Source organism: uncultured Methanobrevibacter sp. (genome assembly GCF_946184425.1).
Taxonomy (GTDB): Archaea; Methanobacteriota; Methanobacteria; order Methanobacteriales; family Methanobacteriaceae; genus Methanocatella.
Window position 1 is genome coordinate 1 of record NZ_CAMHFP010000038.1, and the last position, 21,659, is coordinate 21,659.

At 32.1% G+C, this 21,659-nt stretch carries 21 protein-coding genes; 9 read left to right on the plus strand and 12 right to left on the minus strand.

Translation table 11 applies throughout. From position 1 onward, the window contains the following. A partial coding sequence (locus Q0P94_RS08265; protein WP_295115552.1) for a DUF3990 domain-containing protein occupies positions 1–435 on the plus strand: 435 nt, incomplete at its 5' end. Next, entirely contained in the window at positions 428–868 is a 441-nt protein-coding gene (locus Q0P94_RS08270; protein WP_295115554.1) for a hypothetical protein, read from the plus strand. The genes Q0P94_RS08265 and Q0P94_RS08270, both read left to right, overlap by 8 nt. A 175-nt stretch (positions 869–1,043) precedes the next feature. On the opposite strand, the gene pyk is transcribed toward Q0P94_RS08270, so the two are convergent. The 3 genes from pyk to Q0P94_RS08285 all read right to left on the minus strand — a co-directional run bounded on the left by pyk (position 1,044) and on the right by Q0P94_RS08285 (position 5,211). Beyond that, positions 1,044–2,447 (minus strand): pyruvate kinase, encoded by a 1,404-nt coding sequence (pyk, locus tag Q0P94_RS08275; protein ID WP_295115555.1) that lies wholly within the window; start codon positions 2,445–2,447, stop codon positions 1,044–1,046. Between the two features lie 209 nt (positions 2,448–2,656). Beyond that, the gene (locus Q0P94_RS08280) at positions 2,657–4,090 is read right to left on the minus strand and encodes a TrkH family potassium uptake protein (protein ID WP_295115557.1); all 1,434 of its coding nucleotides are present in this window, start codon (positions 4,088–4,090) and stop codon (positions 2,657–2,659) included. 179 nt (positions 4,091–4,269) lie between these two features. Further along, entirely contained in the window at positions 4,270–5,211 is a 942-nt protein-coding gene (locus Q0P94_RS08285) for a bile acid:sodium symporter family protein (protein WP_295115559.1), read from the minus strand. A gap of 310 nt (positions 5,212–5,521) precedes the next feature. On the opposite strand from Q0P94_RS08285, the gene Q0P94_RS08290 reads away from it, so the two are divergent. Further along, positions 5,522–6,193 carry a CPBP family intramembrane glutamic endopeptidase gene (locus Q0P94_RS08290; RefSeq protein ID WP_295115560.1) on the plus strand — a complete coding sequence of 224 codons (672 nt, stop codon included), beginning with the start codon at positions 5,522–5,524 and terminating at the stop codon, positions 6,191–6,193. A 163-nt stretch (positions 6,194–6,356) separates the two neighbouring features. On the opposite strand, the gene Q0P94_RS08295 is transcribed toward Q0P94_RS08290, so the two are convergent. Further along, a complete protein-coding gene (locus Q0P94_RS08295; RefSeq protein WP_295115562.1) occupies positions 6,357–6,578 on the minus strand; it encodes a hypothetical protein in 222 nt (73 codons plus the stop codon). A 69-nt stretch (positions 6,579–6,647) separates the two neighbouring features. Beyond that, on the minus strand, positions 6,648–7,676 hold the full coding sequence (locus Q0P94_RS08300; protein ID WP_295115585.1) for an aminopeptidase P family protein: 1,029 nt from the start codon (positions 7,674–7,676) through the stop codon (positions 6,648–6,650). A gap of 40 nt (positions 7,677–7,716) precedes the next feature. Between Q0P94_RS08300 and Q0P94_RS08305 the strand changes: the two genes are divergently transcribed. Genes Q0P94_RS08305 through Q0P94_RS08315 form a run of 3 tightly spaced genes read left to right on the plus strand, consistent with a single transcriptional unit; the run spans position 7,717 to position 10,229 of the window. Beyond that, a complete protein-coding gene (locus Q0P94_RS08305; RefSeq protein ID WP_295115564.1) occupies positions 7,717–8,358 on the plus strand; it encodes a site-2 protease family protein in 642 nt (213 codons plus the stop codon). After that, positions 8,359–9,564 (plus strand): YcaO-related McrA-glycine thioamidation protein, encoded by a 1,206-nt coding sequence (locus Q0P94_RS08310; protein ID WP_295115587.1) that lies wholly within the window; start codon positions 8,359–8,361, stop codon positions 9,562–9,564. Between the two features lie 5 nt (positions 9,565–9,569). Continuing rightward, positions 9,570–10,229, plus strand: a complete 660-nt coding sequence (locus Q0P94_RS08315; RefSeq protein WP_295115566.1) for a TfuA-related McrA-glycine thioamidation protein — start codon at positions 9,570–9,572, stop codon at positions 10,227–10,229. Between the two features lie 191 nt (positions 10,230–10,420). Here Q0P94_RS08315 and Q0P94_RS08320 read toward each other — a convergent pair whose 3' ends face one another. The 4 genes from Q0P94_RS08320 to Q0P94_RS08335 are packed head-to-tail and all read right to left on the minus strand — an operon-like array spanning position 10,421 to position 13,392. Further along, positions 10,421–10,876 (minus strand): hypothetical protein, encoded by a 456-nt coding sequence (locus Q0P94_RS08320; RefSeq protein ID WP_295115568.1) that lies wholly within the window; start codon positions 10,874–10,876, stop codon positions 10,421–10,423. Between the two features lie 10 nt (positions 10,877–10,886). Beyond that, the gene (locus Q0P94_RS08325; RefSeq protein WP_295115569.1) at positions 10,887–11,726 is read right to left on the minus strand and encodes a CBS domain-containing protein; all 840 of its coding nucleotides are present in this window, start codon (positions 11,724–11,726) and stop codon (positions 10,887–10,889) included. A 46-nt stretch (positions 11,727–11,772) separates the two neighbouring features. After that, positions 11,773–12,195 carry a universal stress protein gene (locus tag Q0P94_RS08330; protein ID WP_295115589.1) on the minus strand — a complete coding sequence of 141 codons (423 nt, stop codon included), beginning with the start codon at positions 12,193–12,195 and terminating at the stop codon, positions 11,773–11,775. 42 nt (positions 12,196–12,237) lie between these two features. After that, positions 12,238–13,392 (minus strand): amidohydrolase family protein, encoded by a 1,155-nt coding sequence (locus Q0P94_RS08335; RefSeq protein ID WP_295115570.1) that lies wholly within the window; start codon positions 13,390–13,392, stop codon positions 12,238–12,240. Between the two features lie 172 nt (positions 13,393–13,564). Here Q0P94_RS08335 and Q0P94_RS08340 point away from each other — a divergent pair, with 172 nt between their 5' ends. Beyond that, complete coding sequence (locus Q0P94_RS08340; RefSeq protein ID WP_295115573.1) at positions 13,565–14,110, plus strand: zinc ribbon domain-containing protein; 546 nt, start codon at positions 13,565–13,567, stop codon at positions 14,108–14,110. An 18-nt stretch (positions 14,111–14,128) separates the two neighbouring features. Here Q0P94_RS08340 and carB read toward each other — a convergent pair whose 3' ends face one another. Both carB and carA read right to left on the minus strand, forming a co-directional pair. Next, entirely contained in the window at positions 14,129–17,305 is a 3,177-nt protein-coding gene (gene carB, locus Q0P94_RS08345) for a carbamoyl-phosphate synthase large subunit (protein ID WP_295115575.1), read from the minus strand. A gap of 36 nt (positions 17,306–17,341) precedes the next feature. After that, positions 17,342–18,424, minus strand: coding sequence for a glutamine-hydrolyzing carbamoyl-phosphate synthase small subunit (gene carA / locus Q0P94_RS08350; protein ID WP_295115577.1), 1,083 nt, complete (start codon positions 18,422–18,424; stop codon positions 17,342–17,344). Between the two features lie 224 nt (positions 18,425–18,648). On the opposite strand from carA, the gene Q0P94_RS08355 reads away from it, so the two are divergent. Together Q0P94_RS08355 and Q0P94_RS08360 are read left to right on the plus strand one after the other, a co-directional pair. Then, a complete protein-coding gene (locus Q0P94_RS08355) occupies positions 18,649–19,224 on the plus strand; it encodes a flavin reductase family protein (RefSeq protein WP_295115579.1) in 576 nt (191 codons plus the stop codon). Between the two features lie 101 nt (positions 19,225–19,325). Beyond that, a complete protein-coding gene (locus Q0P94_RS08360) occupies positions 19,326–20,840 on the plus strand; it encodes a DEAD/DEAH box helicase (protein ID WP_295115581.1) in 1,515 nt (504 codons plus the stop codon). Here Q0P94_RS08360 and nadC read toward each other — a convergent pair. Next, positions 20,837–21,659 (minus strand): carboxylating nicotinate-nucleotide diphosphorylase (nadC, locus tag Q0P94_RS08365; protein ID WP_295115583.1); only part of this gene is annotated, 823 nt, incomplete at its 5' end. The genes Q0P94_RS08360 and nadC overlap by 4 nt on opposite strands.

The window sequence follows — 21,659 nt, forward strand, 5'->3', positions numbered from 1 at the left end:
ACAGTAATCGTTGAAAAGCCTGAAATTAGAATTGAAAAATTCAACAAAGATTTTTACTTTGGATTTTACTGTACAGTTATGGAACAACAAGCAATCCGTTGGGCAACACGATTTGGAGAAGGTATTGTCAATGTTAACGAGTATTATCCTAATGATTCATTGAAAACTCTAAAATTTGAAAAAATGACTGAAGAATGGTTAGATTTCATAATTGCTTGTAGAAGTGGAATTCCACATGACTGGGACATTGTTGAAGGTCCAATGGCAGATGATACAATTTATAACTACATTCAAGAATTTCAAGATGGGAAGATTAGCCGAGAAGCATTTTGGGCATTAGTTAAATTCAGATATCCCACTCATCAAATTTGCTTCAACACAAAAAAAGCACTTGAAACAATTAAATTTAAAGAAGCGAGGAAAGTTTATGGATAAAAATAATAATTCATTATTTTATACCTGCAGCCTAGTTGAATTCATCTCAAGAGAAACAAAAAATAACAGAAAAGATGTCATCGAATATTTAGGTGAAGATCTGGAAAGAATTTATAACTATGAAGACGTATTTCATTGTGAACCAATTGAAAAAGTAGCAAATGATTTTATAATACGCAATAACATCCCAACCGGAGAATTTGATAATCTTTCAAAATGCAAATACAACATTCCAGATTATTGGGAAATTGGAGAGGTATTCGAAAGACTGATTGAAGATAATTATGATGAAAAAGATGTTTTTAGAGGTATAAAAGAAGTGTTTTCTTCATGGTTAGCCGAAAAAATACTGAATTTTAACTCAGATTTATATTATCAATCAAGACAATATCTAGCTGAATGTTATAAAGCTGGGGAAATCATAATTTCCTAATAAACGCAATTAAAGATAAATAACTTCAAAAAAATATGATTGAGGTTATAAACTGATATTTATGCATCTAAAAAAAGTACCAATATAAAAAAAATTGAGAACGTAATATTCTGAAAAATCTGCTTACAACTCCCAAAACATATACTGATTTTAAGAAAAAAATTAATTAAATTTATTAGACCGCAACAATTCTTAAATAATTAGTTTTTTTCGTTTTACCCAATGGGAATCCCCCCGTAATAACAATCAGATCACCATCATTTAAATTGAACTCTTCTTTAGCAATTTTTTTGGCACTTTCAACCATTTCATCTGTACTTTCATAAATGTCAGTTTTTACAGGTTTGACACCAAAGTTTAAAATAACTTTATCTGCAATATGATAAGATGGACAGCATGCAAGAATCGTAGCATTTGGCCTTAAATTACTGATTTTGCGAGCGGTGAAACCAGTCATGGTTGGAGTAACTATCAGCTTAATGTCAGAGTATTCAACAGCACCAACAACCAATTTTGCAATAGTGTCACTTATGCCTATTGAACCTTTATAAGCTGTGTGCTTTGTATAATCAATAGTGGACTCCACATATTCACATATCCTGCTCATGATTGCAACTGAAGCAATCGGATACTTTCCAACTGTGGTTTCCCCAGACAACATCACACAATCGGTTCCATCCAATACGGCATTTGCAACATCTGAAACCTCTGCTCTTGAAGGCCTTGGATTTTCATACATGGAAGCCAACATTTCAGTGGCAACAATTGCAAACTTGCCCTTTTCACGACACTTTTTAATTATGCTCTTTTGAAGCATTGGGAGTTCTTCCATTGGAACTTCCACACCCAAATCTCCACGGGCCACCATGATACCATCGGACACATTTATTATATCATCTATATTTTCAATACCCATGCGGCTTTCGATTTTTGAAATAATAGATGCATCACTTCCTGCATCTTCAATAATCTTACGGGCAGCAAGCACATCTTCCGGAGTATTTACAAAAGATAAAGCCAAATAATCACATGCATGTTCTGCTGCAAAAGTCATGTCCCTTTTATCGACATCACTGATAAAATCTAATTTCAAATCAACACCAGGAACATTAATGGTTTTATGATTCTGGATTTTGCCTTCCCCCAAAGCCTTCAATAAAACATAGTTATTTTTCTTGTCAATGACTTCGAGCTCCAGCAATGCATTATCTACAAGTACTTTGTCCCCCACATTTATAAAATCAATTGCTTCACTGTGATTGACTCCAAATTCCTTTTCATTGCCTAAAATGCAAGTCTTACTCAATTTAATAATATCTCCTTCATGAAGACTTACACTACCCTCTTTAAATTCCAAAGTTCGAAATTCCGGTCCTTTAGTATCGTACATAATAGCTATAGGAACATCACACAATTTACGAACTTCCCTCACAACATCGATTGTTTTCAATATGCTCTCAGGTGTAGCGTGACTGAGATTAATTCGTGCACAATTCATACCTCGATTAACCATTTCATTCATTATTTCAACAGAATCACATGCCGGACCTACACTACATATAACTTTTGTCTTTTTCATACTTACACTGCCTAATAACATCAACCAATTGTAAAATACTCAATTTAATCTTTAATTATCAAACATTATAAAGTCATCCTCAGATTACAAGAAAAAGTTAAAAAATCCATAGTATGAATTTTATCAGGTATTTGACAATTTTGAATATCAAACCCAAAAGATAATCCCCTCGAAAACATTTAAAATTCTTTACTGGAGAATAACCGCAGCTATCTTTTAAATATTTCGAAAAAAGCCCTAAAGGTTATCAAAACAGGATAGATTTCCAGCCTTCCAGTTAACATATTTAATATCCCTACAATTTTTAATTGAGGTTGCAAAGCCTGAGAAATCTGTCCGATTTCCAATCCAACATTACCCTGCAAAGACATAGTGAAAAATAATGAATTAAAAGGGTCATGACCATGTAAACACAATAATGCCCAAGTAATCAAAATTAAGATAAAATAAAGAGCTATAAAGTTTCCACTTTGTTCGACAACTTCATCTGAAAGTTTTTTACCCTCATTTTTTATTGCAACAACACTACCCGGAGGAGACCAAATCTCACGAGAATTTCTATATATCCCCTTAAAAAATGTAATGACACGCATTAATTTAAGTGCACCTACAGTAGATCCTGTGGAACCTCCTATAAGCATCAGCATCATTATAATGAATAACACAAATGGAGGCCATCCCGCCATTACAGATGAACTTTGAATACTTGCACCAGTAGTCGTAATGGCTGAAACAACCACAAATAAATTATCCATTGGAACAATATGGGATGTGAAATATATCAGCAAGCTCGAAATTGCTATCAAACTAATCAGTGCCTTGAATTGCAAATCCATAATCAATGATTTTCCACGTGTTTTGATAATATTGAAATGAACTATAAAGCTTGTTGCTCCTAATATCATTAAAAAAATTGTAATAAAATAAATTATGTCACTTTGATAAAATCCCATGTTTGCATTTTTAATGCTCATGCCCCCAGTTGAAATGGTAGTGAAGGTGTTGCATACAGAATCAAACACAGGCATACCTGCAATCAGATATAAACTGATTCCCACAGCAGTATAAAAAAGATATATTATTATAAACTGTTTAATTGTAGCTTTAGATGATGGTTTGATGCGGTCTTCACGGGCTTCAGACAAGTACAATTTATTAGATACAGCTCCGGGCTTTGCTAGAACATATATTATAACAATGACAATACCTAGACCCCCAACCCATTGCTGAAATGCTCTAAAAAATAATATACTATAAGGTAAAACTTCCACATCAGGATATATTGTAACCCCACTACCCGTCAGGGCAGATATACTTTCAAAAATAGCATCTATAATACTTATATCTGTTACAGAATAAAGTATAAAACCACAAACCAAACCCGCCCATATCCAAGAAAAAGCAGAAACTATCATAGCATGTTTTAAACGAATTTTATTTGCATCATATTTCTTTAAAACTTTTATAGAAACTAAACCAAGGCCAATAGAGATTAATGAAGGTACAATGAAATTTATTGCATTGAATTCCATATATATCAAATCAACGAAAACCGGAGCTAAACACATTACGCCAATTCCAATCATCAGACTGCCCATATACCGGGCAATGATTAGCAAATCCTGTTTATTGATGTATCTCATAAATTGACCCACCATCCCATAAATCAATTTAATATTGAATAAATTATTATATAAATATATATGAAATATATTTAACAAATTAATTTAAAAAAATGAATAAAATATTATAATCAATCATTATAACTTAAAAAATTCAATGAAAAAAATAATTAAAAAAAATGATTAAATTAGAGAACTAATCAATCAACATATTTTTTGAAAATATATGCAAGAATAGAACCTGCAAAATTCTGCCAAACAGAATACAGTGCACCTGGAACAGTTGCTGCAGTTAAGCTTGGAAAGTATGTTTTTGCAAGACTTGTGGACAATCCAGAATTTTGAAAAGCAAGTTCTATTGAAACAGTAATAATTTGTTTTCGCTCCATTCCAACCAAATAACCTGCAACAAAACCCAAAAGCATTCCAAATACATACAGTAAAACTATTACCACCAATATTACTGAAGAGGAAGTTAAAATAGCCTGTTTATTTGCCCCAATAACACCAGCAACAATTAAACAAACAACAATAGAAGATATTCCTGGCAAATATTCTTTTAAATTTCCACAAAAGTCAGGAAATTTGTAATTAAGTAACAAACCCAATATTATTGGAATAATTACAATCTGAACAATTGATAAAAACATTTCTGTCGGATTGAAAGAAATGTGATTTCCTATTAAAATCAATGTTATCAGAGGAGTCAATATCGGAGACAGCAAAGTAGATATTGCAGTTAATGATACTGATAATGCCACGTCCCCCTTTGCAAGAAACGTGATTACATCAGAAGCAGTTCCTCCAGGGACAGTTCCAACCAATATAAGACCTACAGTGAGAGCAGCATCCAAAGAGAAAATATTTGCTAGAACGAATGCTAAAACAGGCATTATAATATACTGTGCCGAAATTCCAACAGCTATTTCTTTAGGACTTTTAAATACCCTAAGAAAATTTTCCAATTTGAGTGTGGTCCCCATTGTGAAAAGAACAACACTTAAAAGTAAATTTAAAATATTTACCCCATTAACAGTATCCAAAACCCACCTGAAGTAACTAGGCCTAAACAATGATACTATTACAAATAATAAAATTATAATAAAATAATATTTTTCAATTGATTTAAAAATCCTTTGCATAATACATAATTTACATTTAACCAATTTAAAAGTTGCTAAAAAAACAATATATAACCAATATATCCTAATTTTTCAAATTAATCAAACAATATTAAAATTTATTGACCCCTTACTGCAATAATAATTAATATCAATCCAATTTAATGAATAAAATTAACTTAAATCATAATATAGGGACCATTAACACAAATTATTTTAGTAAACGCCAATCTAATATATAACAATGAACCCATTCAATAAAAAACTCAAAGAGATAAAAATATTAGAAATCATAGGAATAGCAATAATTTTTATTTTTCTGATAGTTTTATTGGAATTAGATATTGAATGGATTTCTATTTTATTAATCATCTACATTCTTTTTAGAACAAGAAAAGAAATTAATGGAATTAAAGATTCAACCACAACCATATTCTCAAAAATATCTGCAAAAACATGGTTATTGTTAGGAATTACCAGCTATATTTTTGCACTAGGCTCAGGACTTTTTTTGGAAAACACATTATCAGATTATCCATTATTTTATATTTTGGAATCAATGAATACTGCTGAAGACAGAATCCTGTTTTTTGGAATCGATTTCTTGACAACTGTAATTGTAGGGCCAATTGCTGAAGAGTTACTGTTTAGAGGAATAATTTTAAACAGATTTAATAAAAGATTACCAATTCTTATTGCAATCTTATTATCTTCCACGTTATTCTGTTTATTTCATCCACAAGAAGCGATTGTATCATCATTCATCTTTGGAATCACAATGTGTATCGTATACCTAACCACAGACAACATCATTGTCCCAATAACTTTGCATATGCTGAACAACTTAATCTCATTTAGTATCCCATACATCCCAAATTTAGAAATATACCTAACTTCACAATCCGGAATAATCATTCTTGAAATCTTAGCAATAATTTCGTTAATCTATATAATGTACTTTAACTTGAAAAACTACAGCAACATTCAAGAATTAAAAAAATAAAAAAAAATTACCCATAAAAAAACTGGGAAATATATTAATAACCTAATATCAATCTTATAAAATTATAATGAAAATAACAGCCATGAACAAATTTCAATTTATTATTAAATTTCCTATGAAAATTTATGGAATAATCAATCACCCAAAGTTTACAAAAATAATTTTAAAAACCATCATAGGTATAAGCATCATAAGCCGCAAGTATCCTGAAAATTATCCCGAATATATTCTGGATATACCAAATACCTGTAAATAAAAGAGCAAACCATAAAATTACAAAGACTATTAAAATGGTTAACCCTCTACCAATCTTTTCATTAATTAACTGTCCCAAACCAGGAACAATAAATGAACATATTGCACGAACTAATTTATTCGAATCCAATTTAACACCATTAACAAATCATTTAAAACTATATTAATATAATTAATTTATTTTTAATTCTATTTAATATTATTTATCAATGGATAATGGCAAATCCCCAATGACATTAGCATGACGGTCAATTGAAACTGTATCTTCTAGACGAACTCCAAATTCACCTTCCAAATATATTCCAGGTTCCACTGTAATAACCATACCCTTTTCAACAACCGTACTATCACGAGGTGAAAATCCCGGAGTTTCATGAATATCCAAACCTAGACTATGACCTGTTGAGTGAATAAATTTATCACCATACCCGTATTCTTCAATAATATCTCTGGCAACCTTATCAACTTCACAACATTTCATTCCAGGTTTAATAGCTTTAATGGATTTATCATGAGCTTCAGCTACAATATCCCAAATTTCCTGCTGAAATTCAGAATAAACCATAGTACGAGTATTGTCCGAACAGTAACCATTATAAATTGCGCCCCAATCAATCAATATAGGTTGTTCCAATGGCTTATTTTTAGGCACTGCATGAGGCAGGCTTGAATTGGCTCCGCTGGTGACAATAGTGTCAAATGATTCCTTTGAGGCACCATTTTCAATCATTGCTTTTACAAGATTAAATGAAACAACACTTTCACTGTCATGCCCATTTAAAATATCCAAACTCTTAAAAGCTTTTTGAGCAATTTCTGTAGCTTTTTCTATATTTTGAATTTCAGATGATGTCTTAATCATTCTTTGCTTATCTATATAATTTTTTGAAGATATATCAAAACAATCCTTAAACTTTTCATAGGTGCTATAAACTAGGCTTGGTTCGATAGCCAGATTTTTTATCCCATCATCTTTAAGTTCACGTATCATCACATCAAAAGATTCATATTCCTTAACTTCAATTTTAGAATTTTTACTGGCAAGTTCCATATCCATTTTTGAAGCATAAATAATGGGATTTTCTTTAATAATGCAAAAAGCAAAGCTGGTTGGCTTATAATCTGAAATATATTCAACATTTGTGAATTGAGTTAATAAATAACCCTGAATATCATCTTTTTCCAAATCTTTTAAAATGTTTTCTATATGCATATCCATGATTAATATTAGAAAAAACTTTATATATAAAATTAGATATTTTAAAATTATGTTCAAATTTACAAGCAGTGAAATTAGAGATTTATTTATTGCATTTGTTGTAATTTCTCTATGTTTCGGAATTGCCAATACCGGACGAAATATGGCCGCTTTAATGAACATACTTCCTATGATTATGGTTGGTGTAGGAGCAGGTTTTATTTTACATGAACTTGGACATAAATTTATATCAATGAAGTATGGATATTGGGCGGAATTTAAATTATGGCCACAAGGATTATTATTTGCACTTGTAACATCCTTTTTCGGATTTGTATTCGCAGCTCCAGGAGCGGTTTATACATATGCAAATTACATGACTGATGAAATAAACGGGAAAATATCCATTGCCGGACCTATTGTAAACATTATCCTGGCATTAATATTCTTACTTATTGCAACTTGGGTTTATCCATCTGCATTCCACTCAGAAACTTCAATATTGATAGTCAACATTTGTGCACTTGGATATTCAATCAACAGTTTTCTTGCAGCATTCAACCTGTTACCTATCGGAAACCTGGATGGGTCTAAAGTACTGAACTGGAATATTGGAATCTGGTTAATCACAATAGCAATTGCAGGATTAATGACTGCATTATCCATGACAATAGGTGTTGAAAATATTATAAGATTAATTATAGGATTTTAGATTATGAGCGAAGAAATCACTTACTTTACAGGAACACATAGAGTAATAGCTCCAAGCAAAACTATTGAAATTAACGAAGACAAACTGAAAATAGCTGGAATAACACGTATTGCAGACATCACTGACTTGGACAGAATCGGCCTTCCCATTTATACTGCAATAAGGCCCACAGCAGAAGAAGGTGCGGTCAGCATTTACGGAGGAAAAGGAATTACCAGAGATCATGCAAAAGCATCTGCAATGATGGAGGGCTTTGAAAGATATTCCGCTGAAAGGCAATACAGCGATGAAAGTACATCAGCACCACTGAGTGAAATTGAAAAGCTTGGAGATTATGTTGATCCTAAAACCTTGAATTTACCTAAAGAATTTGAGAAAAAAGACATCCGCAATTTGAATATTGAATGGAGCATATGCAAGGACATCATTTCCAAAAAAGAATATTATGTACCTACAAATGCAATTTACCACCCATATACTCCCAAGGATAATTCTCAAAGTTTATTCAAGTCAAACACCAATGGACTTGCATCCGGAAATATACTGGAGGAAGCCATCTTACATGGAATGTTTGAAGTGATTGAAAGGGATGCATGGAGTATTTTCGAGTTGACACATAAGAACTATGCTCAAATCGACATAGAAAGCATCAAAAGTAAAGTTATAACAGACATTATAGAAAAATTCGAAAGTGAAGGAATTAAAATTAAGCTAATGGACTTTACTGCAGACATAAAAATCCCAACAATAGCTGCTTCAGCAGATGATACAGTTACAAAGGATGCCGGACTTTTAACTTTAGGTATGGGAACTCATTTAGACCCTGAAGTTGCAATTCTAAGAGCCCTTACTGAAGTTGCCCAAAGCAGAGCAACACAAATCAACGGTGCCAGGGAAGATACTGTAAGAGCGGATTTTGCTCGTGAAGCGGGCTATGAGCGCATGAAAAGAATTAACAAATACTATTTCAGAGAGGAAGATGAACAGATTAAGTTATCAGACATTGAAAACAAAAGCACATCTTCAATTACCAAAGACATTGAAATTGTTAAGGAAGAGTTACAGGCCAATGATATAGAAAAAATATTATATGCCGATTTGACAAGGCCAGAACTGGATGTCAGTGTTGTGAGAGTAATTATTCCTGAAATGGAACTTTATACAATTGATCCGAATAGAGCAGGATACAGATTTTTGAAAGTTTGATTAAAATGGTTAAAATAATAATATATACCGGTTTATCCCTTCCTTTTGATGAAGCAAAAGAAATTTTAGACAGCGACGAAAATACAAATGTAATATATAAACGACCTATCAAAAGAGGAGATTTAAACTTAGATTTGAAAGAAAGACCCGACATTATTGGGATTATAGATGGAGTATTCCATCAAAACTCTGCAGTTGGACACAAAGAAATCCTTAATGTCATCAAATCAGGAGTAAAAGTATTTGGTGCTTCAAGCATGGGCGCATTGAGAGCATCTGAACTTGACACATTGGGTATGACAGGTATTGGATATTGCTATGAACAATACGCAACAGGAACTATTGATTCCGATGATGAAGTTGCTGTAATGCTTGATAGTGAAAGTTTAGAACCATTATCAACCCCATTAATATCCATGAGATATGTATTTACGAATGCTGTGAATGAGAATATCATTACTGCACAGGAGAAGGAAGAACTTTTATCCATCGCCAAAAAAATATATTATCCAAAAAGGAACTATTCGCTGATTTTAAACGAATCAAATTTGGACAATGCCAAAAAAGAAGATTTAATCAATTTTATTCGAGAAAGTGAGGACATCAAAAAAGAAGATGCCAAAATGTTACTTTATCACATCAAATCAATAATCAAAAAAAATTAACTTATTTTATAACCCCATGTAGATAAATGAAAACAAAATCCCAAACACAATCACAAAAATAAATTTAAGACAATAACCTAACCATTAAATAAAAAAGATTATCCAAAACCATATAATAATAAATCATTAAATTAAAATAATTAAAGAAAATATTTGGGCAAAAATAGAAAAATATTAAAAAATAAAAAAGATTAATTTTTCATCTCTTTATATTTTTTTAAAACAATATCCGGAGTTTCAATACTTTGATCAAAAGTAGTTAAAAACTCCTTAGGTTCAAATTCCTCATCAACTTTTCTAAGACCGTTCAATGAAATGGATCCACAATCAATTTTAAATCCTACACCATCAGCATCGACACTGATTAAATTAATTTCAATTTCAGATGCCTCATCTAAATTCTGATTAGCTTTAACATCATATTTCAGATTCAATAATTTATGAGGAATAATCTCATTAATAGTTCTTTTAATTACAGAATCTAAAAGTTCTAAGAATTTTTTAGCAGGGGGTAAATTATTAGCCCACCAATAAGTAATTACAGAGTTAAGAATTATATCATGTTCAGCAAAATCATCATAAAACCTTGCACGAACACCAACACCACTTTCATTAACCTTAACTACCAAAACTGGACTAACAACCATCATATCACAATTATTCAACTAATGCTTTAATTAAATCACTTGCTCTTACAAGTCCAACTAAATCCCCTTCAACACCAATTACAGGAATTTGTTCGATATTTAAAGATTTCATTTTTTTAGCACAATCAGAAACTTTAGTTTTTGAGTTAGCTACTTCAACATTGCCAATTGCAACATCAGCAACCACTTTATCAGTGAATTTCAAGTGGTTTTTCTCGATATACAATACGGAAGTACTATCCCATGACCATTTGTCTCCTTCAGTACCTACTGTAGAACTGTGTTCACTTCTTTCGGAAATAATTTCAATTTCTGAAATGAAATCAGTTTCAGTTAAAATACCAGATAATTTTGCATTATCATCCAAAGCCAATATTGATTTTAAACCGAATTGATTCATGGTTTCAAATGCAACATTTAATGGAGCTTTTTCCCAAGTTGTTGGAACAGTAGTAATCATATAATTTTCAACTGCATCATCAATAGTGACTTTTGTCAATGCTTTGGATACTAAATCAAAAGAGGTGATAATACCTACTAGCTCCTTATCATCATTAATAACCGGAACCCTTCTCACATTATTCTCTATCATTACACGAGCTGCATCAGTCACATCATCATCAGGACTGACAGTAACCAAATCTCTACTCATTAACATAGCGATTTGTTCTTCATCAGGATTATTAATTAAATCTGAACGTGTAATAACACCTACTAATATATTAGTGTCTTCTTTTACTACTGGAAGTACTGCTTTATTCTCTTTTCTCATTAAGTCTAAAACTTTTTCTCGGTTTCCCGGTACGGAAACACTAACAACATTTTTAGACATAGTTCTTTTGACTAACATAAAAACACCTATATAATTAATATGTAAATAAAAAAGGTAGAAAAAACTAATGCACCACAAGTACAGCGCATTTAGCAGAGTTTACAACTTTATCCGCTACACTACCCATAATAAACCTATCGAAGCCAGATTTACCTGAACTTCCCATAACAATTAAATCAACTTGCTCTTCATTTGCCACTTCCAAAATAACTTTGGCCGGAGAACCTTCTCTTATAATATGTTTGATTTTGATATCATTTTCATTTAATTTATCAAACTCTTTAAGGTTTTCTTCAGATCTTTCATTTAATATTTGATTTAACTGGTACACTTCATCATCTAATGGAAGCCCGTTAACAAAATTATTTTCAGTGACGCTTACTGCTACAATTTCAGCTCCACTAACATTAGCTAAAAATAAGGCATGTTTTTGCGCTTTTTTAGCGAATTCTGACCCATCAGTTGGGACCAATATTTTTTTATACATCATTAACATCTCCCGATATAATATATGGATTCTACCATGATACTATATGTTAACTTTTTTATTAATGATATATAATATATTTTTCGATTCACACCTATTTATAATATTTAAGTAAGGATTGATAGAAAAAGAATTTGACACTATAAATTCAGCAGGACTTCCGACTGAAATAGTTGATTTTTGAATAACTTTATTTAATCTACTGTTGCAGACATTGGTTGTGGCCATCTGCAATAACTGTTTAGGATTCAAATAATCTTTATAATAAACCGACATGAGTTTTAATGTGAATTCCAACTCTCTAAACATGCTGGGAGAATTAAGCATAACATTATCAGTACCTATTAATGGTTTAACACCCAAATCCAATAATCTGTTTAATGGTACAATCCCAACATTCAAAGTTGCATTGGCTCTTGGACAGACAACAACATTCTGATTTGACTTGGAAATCAAATCCAAATCATCTGATTTTGGATTTGTCAAATGAACTAATTGGGTAAAGTCAGATTCAACACCCTTCGCAATTTCAGTTTTATTGAATTTATCCAATGACTCCAACTGATTAGATTCCGATTCTGCAACATGTATTGAAGAGATTTTATCATGTTTATTGCATTCTTCAACAATGATTTGAGCAACATCATCCGTTATTTCACCAAAACCGCTAGGAGCAATGCCGTCAGCAATTTTTAAAAGTTTACGAATAGCAATCTTAACTTTTTTCAAATCAGGATCAAGTCCATAAAAACTGTCATCCCTTCCCAAGATAATAGGATTGATAGGAATTTCTTTAGAAGCCTCCTTCAAAAGCTTAACTCCTTTAATTCCACCTTCACGATAGTCTATGAAGTGAGTAGTTCCACTTTTAACCATTTCCCACATTGTATCCTTCATTGCAGACACTATTTCTTCATCTTCTGCATTAGCCAAAGCTTTATGCTTTACACCATTAGGGGGCTTAACCATTTCAGCCAACGATAATGAATAACCTTCATCCTTAATAATTGAATCACCAATATGCATATGTCCATTGATAAAAGAAGGGCAAATTACAGCACCATCAACATCAATAATTTTACCTTCACATGATTCTTTACCAATTTCTGTAATAATGCCATCATCAACAACAATATTTTCCTTTTTTAAGGTTAAATTTTGGCCTTCCAATATGATTCCATTAGTTATAGTAAACATTAAAGGAAAATCTAATTTTTTTTATTTATAAATTTTATTATTCATTAGATTTATTAAACTGAAACAAGTAATATTAAATCTAACTGAACTCATCAAATTGATGATAACCTCTTTTAAGTAAGGAGATGATTTTATTAATTCTCAAGAAATACGCTATTTTTACAGAAATATTGTGAAAACGGGAAATGTCTACCGTGTTAAACACAATAATAAAGATTATGGAGAATTTAAAAAATTATCTGATGCATTATATGAAAGAGATGCTCTATTTTTCTGTAATTTTGATTATGATTTACTTGTCGAATGTGATTTGGAAAACAAGTACGAAAACATGGAATTACCACCATTTCCCGAAAAAAGACCGAAAGGACGAATTAAAGGAATGCATGTCAACAAGCAGGAAAGGGAGGGTGAAATTCTTTTTGACCACAAACTTCGCAAATTCTATATCCAAAGAGGAGACGAAATCATCGGCCATTATGATACAATGACTGAAGCATTCTATTACAAGAAGTTGCTGATGGATAATAACTGGAATACAAATGTATTGAAAACAAATATAAAAGAAACAGTTGAAGTCAATATCGTCATTGATCCTGAAAAAGAATATGAAGTAAAATTAAATTATTGTCCAAAATGTAAAAACAGATTGGAAATTGATGCAACAGAATGTCCATCATGCGGAATCAATATTGAAGAATACCTATCAAATAATTAAAAAAAAAGGATAGAGATATTAATCTCCATCTGTGTATTTGTTTAAAGATTTCACATTAATTTCACTATTTTGAACAGCTTGGATAGCATTCAATGCGGCTCTCGCACCAGCCAAAGTGGTAACATAAGGTATACCAAGTTCAATAGCTAAACGTCTGATGATATAACCATCTTTTGCAGATTGTTTTCCTTCAGAAGTGTTAATAATCAAATCAATTTCTTTGTTCAATATTGCTTCACGAATGTTTGGGGAACCCTCAGATACTTTTTTAACCTTTTCAACAGTTTTAAGACCTGTAGCATCACCAGTACCAGAAGTTGCAACAATATCAAATCCTAATTGAGATGCTTTTTCAGCAATAGGTCTAATTTTCTTTTTATCAGTTTCTTTAACACTTAGGAATATTTTACCTTCTTTAGGTAAAACCATTCCTGCTGAAAGTTGAGATTTGTAGAAGGCCATTCCAAAGTTTTCGTCAATACCAATACTTTCCCCAGTAGATTTCATTTCCGGACCTAAAACAGTATCAGATTCCGGGAGTTTTAAGAATGGGAATACGGATTCTTTAACTGCAACATGATCTATTTTAATTTCTTTGGTTAAACCAAAGTCTTTTAGTTTAGCACCATCCATTATCCAAGTAGCCACTTTAGCAAGAGGCACGCCAATAGCTTTACTTACAAATGGAACTGTTCTACTTGCACGTGGATTAGCTTCAATAATGTAAACCATCTCTTCATCAAGTTTTACAGCATACTGAATATTCATCAAACCTTTAACATCAAGTTCCAATGCCAATTTTGTTGAATTTTCACGAATTGTATCCAAAATATGTTCAGGAATTGTTTGAGGAGGTATTACACATGCAGAATCCCCTGAGTGAACACCCGCTTCTTCAATGTGCTCCATGATTCCTGCAATAAATACATCTTCACCATCACATAGAATGTCCACATCCAGTTCAATAGCATCTTCAAGGAACTTGTCGACCAAAATAGGATGGTCTGGTGAAACTTTTACAGCTTCCTTCATGTACTCTTCAAGTTCATGAGTATCATAAACAATTTCCATTGCTCTTCCACCAATTACATAAGATGGACGTACAAGTACTGGGAAAGTAATTTCTTCAGCAATAGCTTTTGCCTCTTCAAATGAATTAGCTGTTCCATATGGTGCTTGATGAATGTGTAATTTTTCTAAAAGCTCTGCAAATAATTCCCTGTCTTCAACTCTGTCAATACTTTCATAAGGTGTTCCTAAGATTTTAACACCCGCATTTGCTAAAGGAACTGCCAAGTTAATGGAAGTCTGACCACCAAACTGAACAATTACACCATCAGGTTTTTCCTGTTCAATTACACCCATCACATCTTCAAAAGTGAGTGGTTCAAAGAACAACTTATCAGAAATGTCATAATCTGTACTTACAGTTTCAGGGTTGTTGTTGATTAAAATAGTTTCAATTCCATCTTCTTTAAGCGCAAGAGAGGAATGTACACAACAGTAATCAAATTCAATACCTTGACCAATTCTAATAGGTCCTGCACCAAGAATTACAACTTTTTTCTTGGTGGTTGAAATTAATTCATTACCTTTATCATAACTGCTGTAATAATAAGGAGTTTTAGCTTCAAATTCAGCAGCACAAGTGTCCACCATTTTATATGATTGTTGAATATTGTATCTTGAAAGCAGGTTTCTGATATACTCTTCAGTTTGACCGGACAAATCAGCCAATCTTTTATTGGAACAACCTAACTGTTTTGCTTTTCTTAAATAATTTTCATCATCCAATTTATCAGCACTTACTTCATTTTCAAAGTTCACAATATTTCTGATTTTGTATAAGAAGAAATTATCGATATTTGTGAGTTCCCTTATTTTGTCAATATCCATTCCATCTTTAATAGCTGAATAAATTTGGAAGTAAATTAAATCAGTCGGATGAGACAAATCATCTTCAGTGTATTCAACATATTCAAATCCGTCAAAGCCCATATCAAGTGATCTTAATGCTTTTTGGAATGCTTCTTCAAAAGTTCTTCCTATAGCCATCACTTCACCAGTAGCCTTCATTTGAACTCCAACTTCACGACTGATTCCTTTAAATTTATCAAAAGGCCATCTAGGGATTTTTATAACCACATAATCAATAGCAGGCTCGAAAGATGCAGGAGTTTCTTTAGTGATGTCATTTTTAATTTCATCCAAAGTCATTCCAAGTGCCACTTTTGAGGATATTTTTGCAATAGGATAACCAGTGGCTTTAGATGCAAGAGCACTACTTCTTGATACACGAGGATTAACTTCAATGACCTTGTATTCATCAGTTTCAGGATTGAGCGCAAATTGAATGTTACACCCGCCACGAATACCTAATGCTCTGATAATCTTAATTGATGCATCACGCATTTTTTGAATGGTTTCATCACATAAGTTTTGAATAGGAGCAACTACAACACTGTCCCCTGTGTGAATACCCATAGGGTCAATGTTTTCCATAGTACATACAATAATACAGGTATCTTCCTTGTCTCTCATTACTTCAAATTCTATTTCTTTCCAACCTAAAACAGATTCATCAATTAGAACTTGATTAATGAAACTCATATCTAATCCATGAGTAGCAATTTCAATTAATTCTTCTTCATTGTGAGCAATTCCCCCACCAGTTCCACCTAATGTGAATGCCGGCCTTACAATGACTGGATAACCAATATCTTTAACAGCTTCAAGTGCTTCATCAACACTTTCAACAGCATGACATTTAGGAATTTCCTCACCTATTTCATCCATAAGATTAGCAAACAAGTCTCTGTCTTCCACATCTTTAATAGTTTGGACATCGGAACCTAAAACTTTGATACCATCCAACAATCCTAAATCTCCAAGACCTGTTGCAATATTTAATCCTGTCTGTCCGCCCATAGTAGGTAAAATTGAGTCAACTTCCTCCTCTTTTATGATTTTAGCGACAACTTCAGGTGTTAATGGTTCTGTATAAACAGTATCTGCCATGCCCAAATCAGTTTGAATTGTAGCAGGATTACTGTTAACAAGTACTGTTTCAATACCTTCTTCTCTTAGTGATTTACATGCTTGTGATCCTGAATAATCAAACTCTGCTGCTTGTCCAATTTGAATAGGTCCAGAACCAATAATTAATACTTTTTTAATATCTTTATCTACTGGCATATGTAATCCTCATTAAATTTTTTAAATGGTAACCTCTTAATAATCATCCATCATTTTACTAAATTCATCAAAAACACTTCTTGTATCATTTGGACCAGGACCTGCTTCAGGGTGGTACTGTATACAATGTAATGGTAATTCTTTATGTGAAATACCTTCAGGAGTTCCATCATTAAGATTTACATGAGTTAAAACTAAATCAGTTTCTTTCAAAGATTCCTTATCAATTGTAAATCCATGATTTTGTGATGTGATAAACACTTTTCCAGTGTTCAAATCTTTAACTGGTTGATTTTCACCCCTGTGTCCAAATTTCATTTTATAAGACCTTGCTCCAAAGGATTTTGCTATCAACTGTTGACCCATACAGATTCCAAAAATAGGCAATCTATTGGATAACTTTTTCATAGTTTCAATTGTTTCAGTTACTCTATCAGGATTTCCAGGTCCGGATGTAATCATCAATCCATTAGGAGAATAATCTAAAATAGTTTTATAATCAGTATCATACGGGAATAAAACAACACCAATATCCCTTTCTAAAAATGAGTTAATAATATTCTTTTTAACACCACAATCAACTAAAGCAACTTTTTTATCAGCATCTTCATTGAATAATTTGATTTCTTTTGTAGATACTAATGGAACTACATCCATTTCTTCAATATTTGGTTGGGAACGAGCCATTTCAAGTAATTTATCATCAGAAACATCTTCAGTTGTAATTGCTGCTTTAAGAGAACCTCTTTCACGAATTTTTAAAGTTAAATCACGAGTGTCAATTCCACTGATTCCAGGTGTTTTAAATTCCTTTAAAAAATCATCCAAAGTTTTTTGAGGTCCAAAATTAGAAACTTCACGACAGACCTCACGACAAACAAAACCTTCAACCTGAATTTTATCAGATTGATACCAATCCTCACTTACCCCGTGGTTTCCTTCTAAAGGATAAGTGGACATTAGAATTTCACCCTTGAAAGAAGGGTCAGTTAATGATTCAGTATAACCACCCATACCAGTGGAGAAAACAAGTTCTCCCAATTTAGTGGTTTCATAACCAAATCCTTCTCCTTTTAAAACAGTACCATCTTCTAAAGCCAATTTAGCTATTTTTACCATTAAATCACCATCATAAAAAATATAAAAATCTTCTATCTTTTATATATTTTATTTTACTATATTATTAAACTTTGTTTTTTAGATAATTCAAATGCAATATTTTGAAAAATAATTCAAATTATTTGAAATTAAATGAATTAAAGTAAATACTATCAAACAAAAAATTTAGGTATACCAAAATACTTAACTGATGAAAACATAAATAATGACAAGGAGACGATAAAATGAGAAAAAATTTTGAAGATACATTAGTTACTCCACTTCCAGTCCTCATGATTGGAACATACGACGAAGAAGAAAATGCAAACGTGATGAATATCGCATGGGGAGGACAATGCGGACCAAAACACATTGCCCTAAATATTGGAATTACACCCGAAGGGAAAAAGACCCTGAAAAATATTAAAGTCAAAAATGAATTTACAGTAAGTTATGCGACAAAAGATACTGTAGAAATTTCAGATTACTTCGGATTGTTCTCTGGAAATGTTGTCGATAAAATAGAAGAATCAGGAGTTAGCGTTAAAAAGGCTGAAAATGTCGATGCACCAATCATTGAAGAATATCCATTGACAGCAGAATGTAAAGCTTTAGAGATTGTTGAAAATGAAATTGGAGAAATACACATCATCGGAGAGGTCATCAACATTACCGCTGACGAATCCATTTTAGACGATGAAGGTAACGTTTCAGTCGACAAGTTACAACCGATAATCTACGATTCAATTGGAAAAACATACAGAGTCGTTGGAGAAGTTGTTGGAACTGCATTCGAAGACGGATTGAAAGTTAGAAAATAATTTTTTACTTTTTTATTTTTTTTAAACAACACCCTATCACCAAATATTTTAATATTGACCAGATACAATAATAACTTATTGAATTACAGAGGATATTGACCATGACCAACCTATATGAAACATCCAGAAGTCTAAAAATTCCAAAAGATTATACAAAATACAAAAAATTAGTTAATGAAACAAAGATTTATGATGCTCCCAAGTCATTGACAGGTGAATTAAGACCCTATCAAAAAATCGGTTATTCATGGCTTGTTCAAAATATAAAATTTAAATTCGGAAGCATTCTGGCAGACGATATGGGACTTGGAAAAACAATACAAGTATTAGCTGCAATTCTTTACTTTAAAGAGACAAATCAACTGGAAAATAAACCTACATTAATAATTGTCCCACCTACACTGATTTCAAATTGGGAAAATGAAATCAACAAGTTTACACCGGAATTAACATACTATATTTATCATGGACCAAACAGAACATATCCCCTAGAAGATTATGACATAATTTTAACTTCATATGGAGTGGTTAGAATTGATTTAGACATGTTTGTAGATGAAACTTGGCTTTTATGTGTTATTGACGAAGCCCAAAACATTAAAAATCCAAATACTGAACAGACAAAAGCAATTAAAAGCGTTAAGGCATTGACAAAAATTGCATTAACCGGAACACCAATTGAAAATGGACTGATGGATTACTGGTCAATATTTGATTTTGTAAATACTGGCTATTTATCAACAATGAATGATTTCAAACAGAACTATGTTATACCTATAGAAAAATTAGAATATGAAGATGTTTTGGAAAATCTCAAAACAATTGCTAAACCTTTTGTTTTAAGAAGACTGAAAACCGACGACGAGATTAAAAAAGAATTGCCTGAAAAATTCGTAAACGACATTTACTGCACATTATCCAAAAAGCAAATCAAATTGTATAATGCAATTCTGGAAGAGATATTCTTTGATATTGAAAATTCTAAAGGAATTCAAAGAAAAGGAATAATCTTAAAGATATTAACCGCATTAAAGCAGGCTTGCAACCATCCAGCACAATTTTTAGATATAAAAAAACCTACAATCAAAGAATCTGGAAAAATGGAACTGCTGATTGATATTTTGGAAAATATACTTAATGCAAATGAGAAAGTCATAATATTTACACAGTATGTTGAAATGGGAAAACTCATACAGAAACTAGTTTCTAAAAAGTTTAAAAAAGAGGTATTATTCCTGCATGGATCACAGTCACGCGTTGAAAAGACAAGAGTCATCGATACATTTCAAGAGGATGAAGACTACAAGATTCTTGTTGCAACCCTCAAAACTGGAGGAACAGGATTGAATTTAACTGCAGCCAGAAATGTAATACATTATGATTTATGGTGGAATCCAGCAGTTGAAAATCAAGCAACAGACAGAGTACATCGTATTGGACAAGAAAAGGATGTGATGGTTTACAGACTAATCACCAAAGGAACACTTGAAGAAACGATTGATGCAATTATAAAAAATAAAATAGATTTGGCAGGAAAGGCCATAAGCAGCGATGAAACATTCATCACAGAAATGAGTGATGAAGAGCTTAAAAATGTATTGAAATTAAGAATTTAACTATCAATCTTCAAACTAAAATTCAGACTTCTGCTTGCATGTGTCAACGCCCCAATGGAGATAATATCTGCCCCTGCATCGACATAATCCAAAATGTTTTCGGAATTTATTCCGCCAGAAATTTCAATTAATGAATTTTGACGAATATTCAAATCATTCAATTTAAAAATAACTTCATTTACTTCATCAGGAGACATGTTATCCAGCATTACAATATCTGCTCTGTTTTGAACACATTCAATTGCATCATCAAGTGTTTCAACTTCAATTTCTATTTTTTTAGAAAAACTTGTGTTTTGTTTTGCTTTAAGAAGGGTTTCAAGAGGAGTTCCACAGGCCGCTATATGATTATCCTTAATTAAAACCATATCATCCAAGCTGAATCTATGAGTATCCGCACCACCAACCTTTAAGGCATATTTATCAAATTTCCCTAATGCCGGAGCAGTTTTACGTGTTCCTGCAATTCTTACATCATACTCTTTTACCAACCTAACATAATTGTTTGCAGCACTTGCCACACCACTCATCCTCATAAACAAGTTCAGTGCGGTTCTCTCCAAAAGCAGAATAGTCTTGGCATCACCTTTTAAAGAAATAAGCAAATCATCCTTAGAAATTGCACTTCCATCCTTCATCCAGAATGTAACTTGAACTCCCTTTTCCTCAAAAAGCTCCCGAATAATATCTACACCTGCCAGAATGCCTTCATCTTTTGAAATAATATGGGCAGTTACAATTTTATCATTTTCAACTACCGCATCTGATGTAATGTCACCAAATCCTTCATCTTCAGCAAGCATATATTCAATAATCTTA

Coding starts and splice junctions, on each gene's coding strand:
- Q0P94_RS08360 (WP_295115581.1), top strand. CDS start 19,326: ATGACCAACCTATATGAAACATCCAGAAGTCTAAAAATTCCAAAAGAT.
- Q0P94_RS08330 (WP_295115589.1), bottom strand. CDS start 12,195: ATGTATAAAAAAATATTGGTCCCAACTGATGGGTCAGAATTCGCTAAA.
- Q0P94_RS08270 (WP_295115554.1), top strand. CDS start 428: ATGGATAAAAATAATAATTCATTATTTTATACCTGCAGCCTAGTTGAA.
- Q0P94_RS08325 (WP_295115569.1), bottom strand. CDS start 11,726: ATGTTAGTCAAAAGAACTATGTCTAAAAATGTTGTTAGTGTTTCCGTA.
- Q0P94_RS08335 (WP_295115570.1), bottom strand. CDS start 13,392: ATGTTTACTATAACTAATGGAATCATATTGGAAGGCCAAAATTTAACC.
- Q0P94_RS08320 (WP_295115568.1), bottom strand. CDS start 10,876: ATGGTTGTTAGTCCAGTTTTGGTAGTTAAGGTTAATGAAAGTGGTGTT.
- carB (WP_295115575.1), bottom strand. CDS start 17,305: ATGCCAGTAGATAAAGATATTAAAAAAGTATTAATTATTGGTTCTGGA.
- Q0P94_RS08280 (WP_295115557.1), bottom strand. CDS start 4,090: ATGAGATACATCAATAAACAGGATTTGCTAATCATTGCCCGGTATATG.
- Q0P94_RS08355 (WP_295115579.1), top strand. CDS start 18,649: ATGAGAAAAAATTTTGAAGATACATTAGTTACTCCACTTCCAGTCCTC.
- pyk (WP_295115555.1), bottom strand. CDS start 2,447: ATGAAAAAGACAAAAGTTATATGTAGTGTAGGTCCGGCATGTGATTCT.
- carA (WP_295115577.1), bottom strand. CDS start 18,424: ATGGTAAAAATAGCTAAATTGGCTTTAGAAGATGGTACTGTTTTAAAA.
- Q0P94_RS08305 (WP_295115564.1), top strand. CDS start 7,717: ATGTTCAAATTTACAAGCAGTGAAATTAGAGATTTATTTATTGCATTT.
- Q0P94_RS08285 (WP_295115559.1), bottom strand. CDS start 5,211: ATGCAAAGGATTTTTAAATCAATTGAAAAATATTATTTTATTATAATT.
- Q0P94_RS08315 (WP_295115566.1), top strand. CDS start 9,570: ATGGTTAAAATAATAATATATACCGGTTTATCCCTTCCTTTTGATGAA.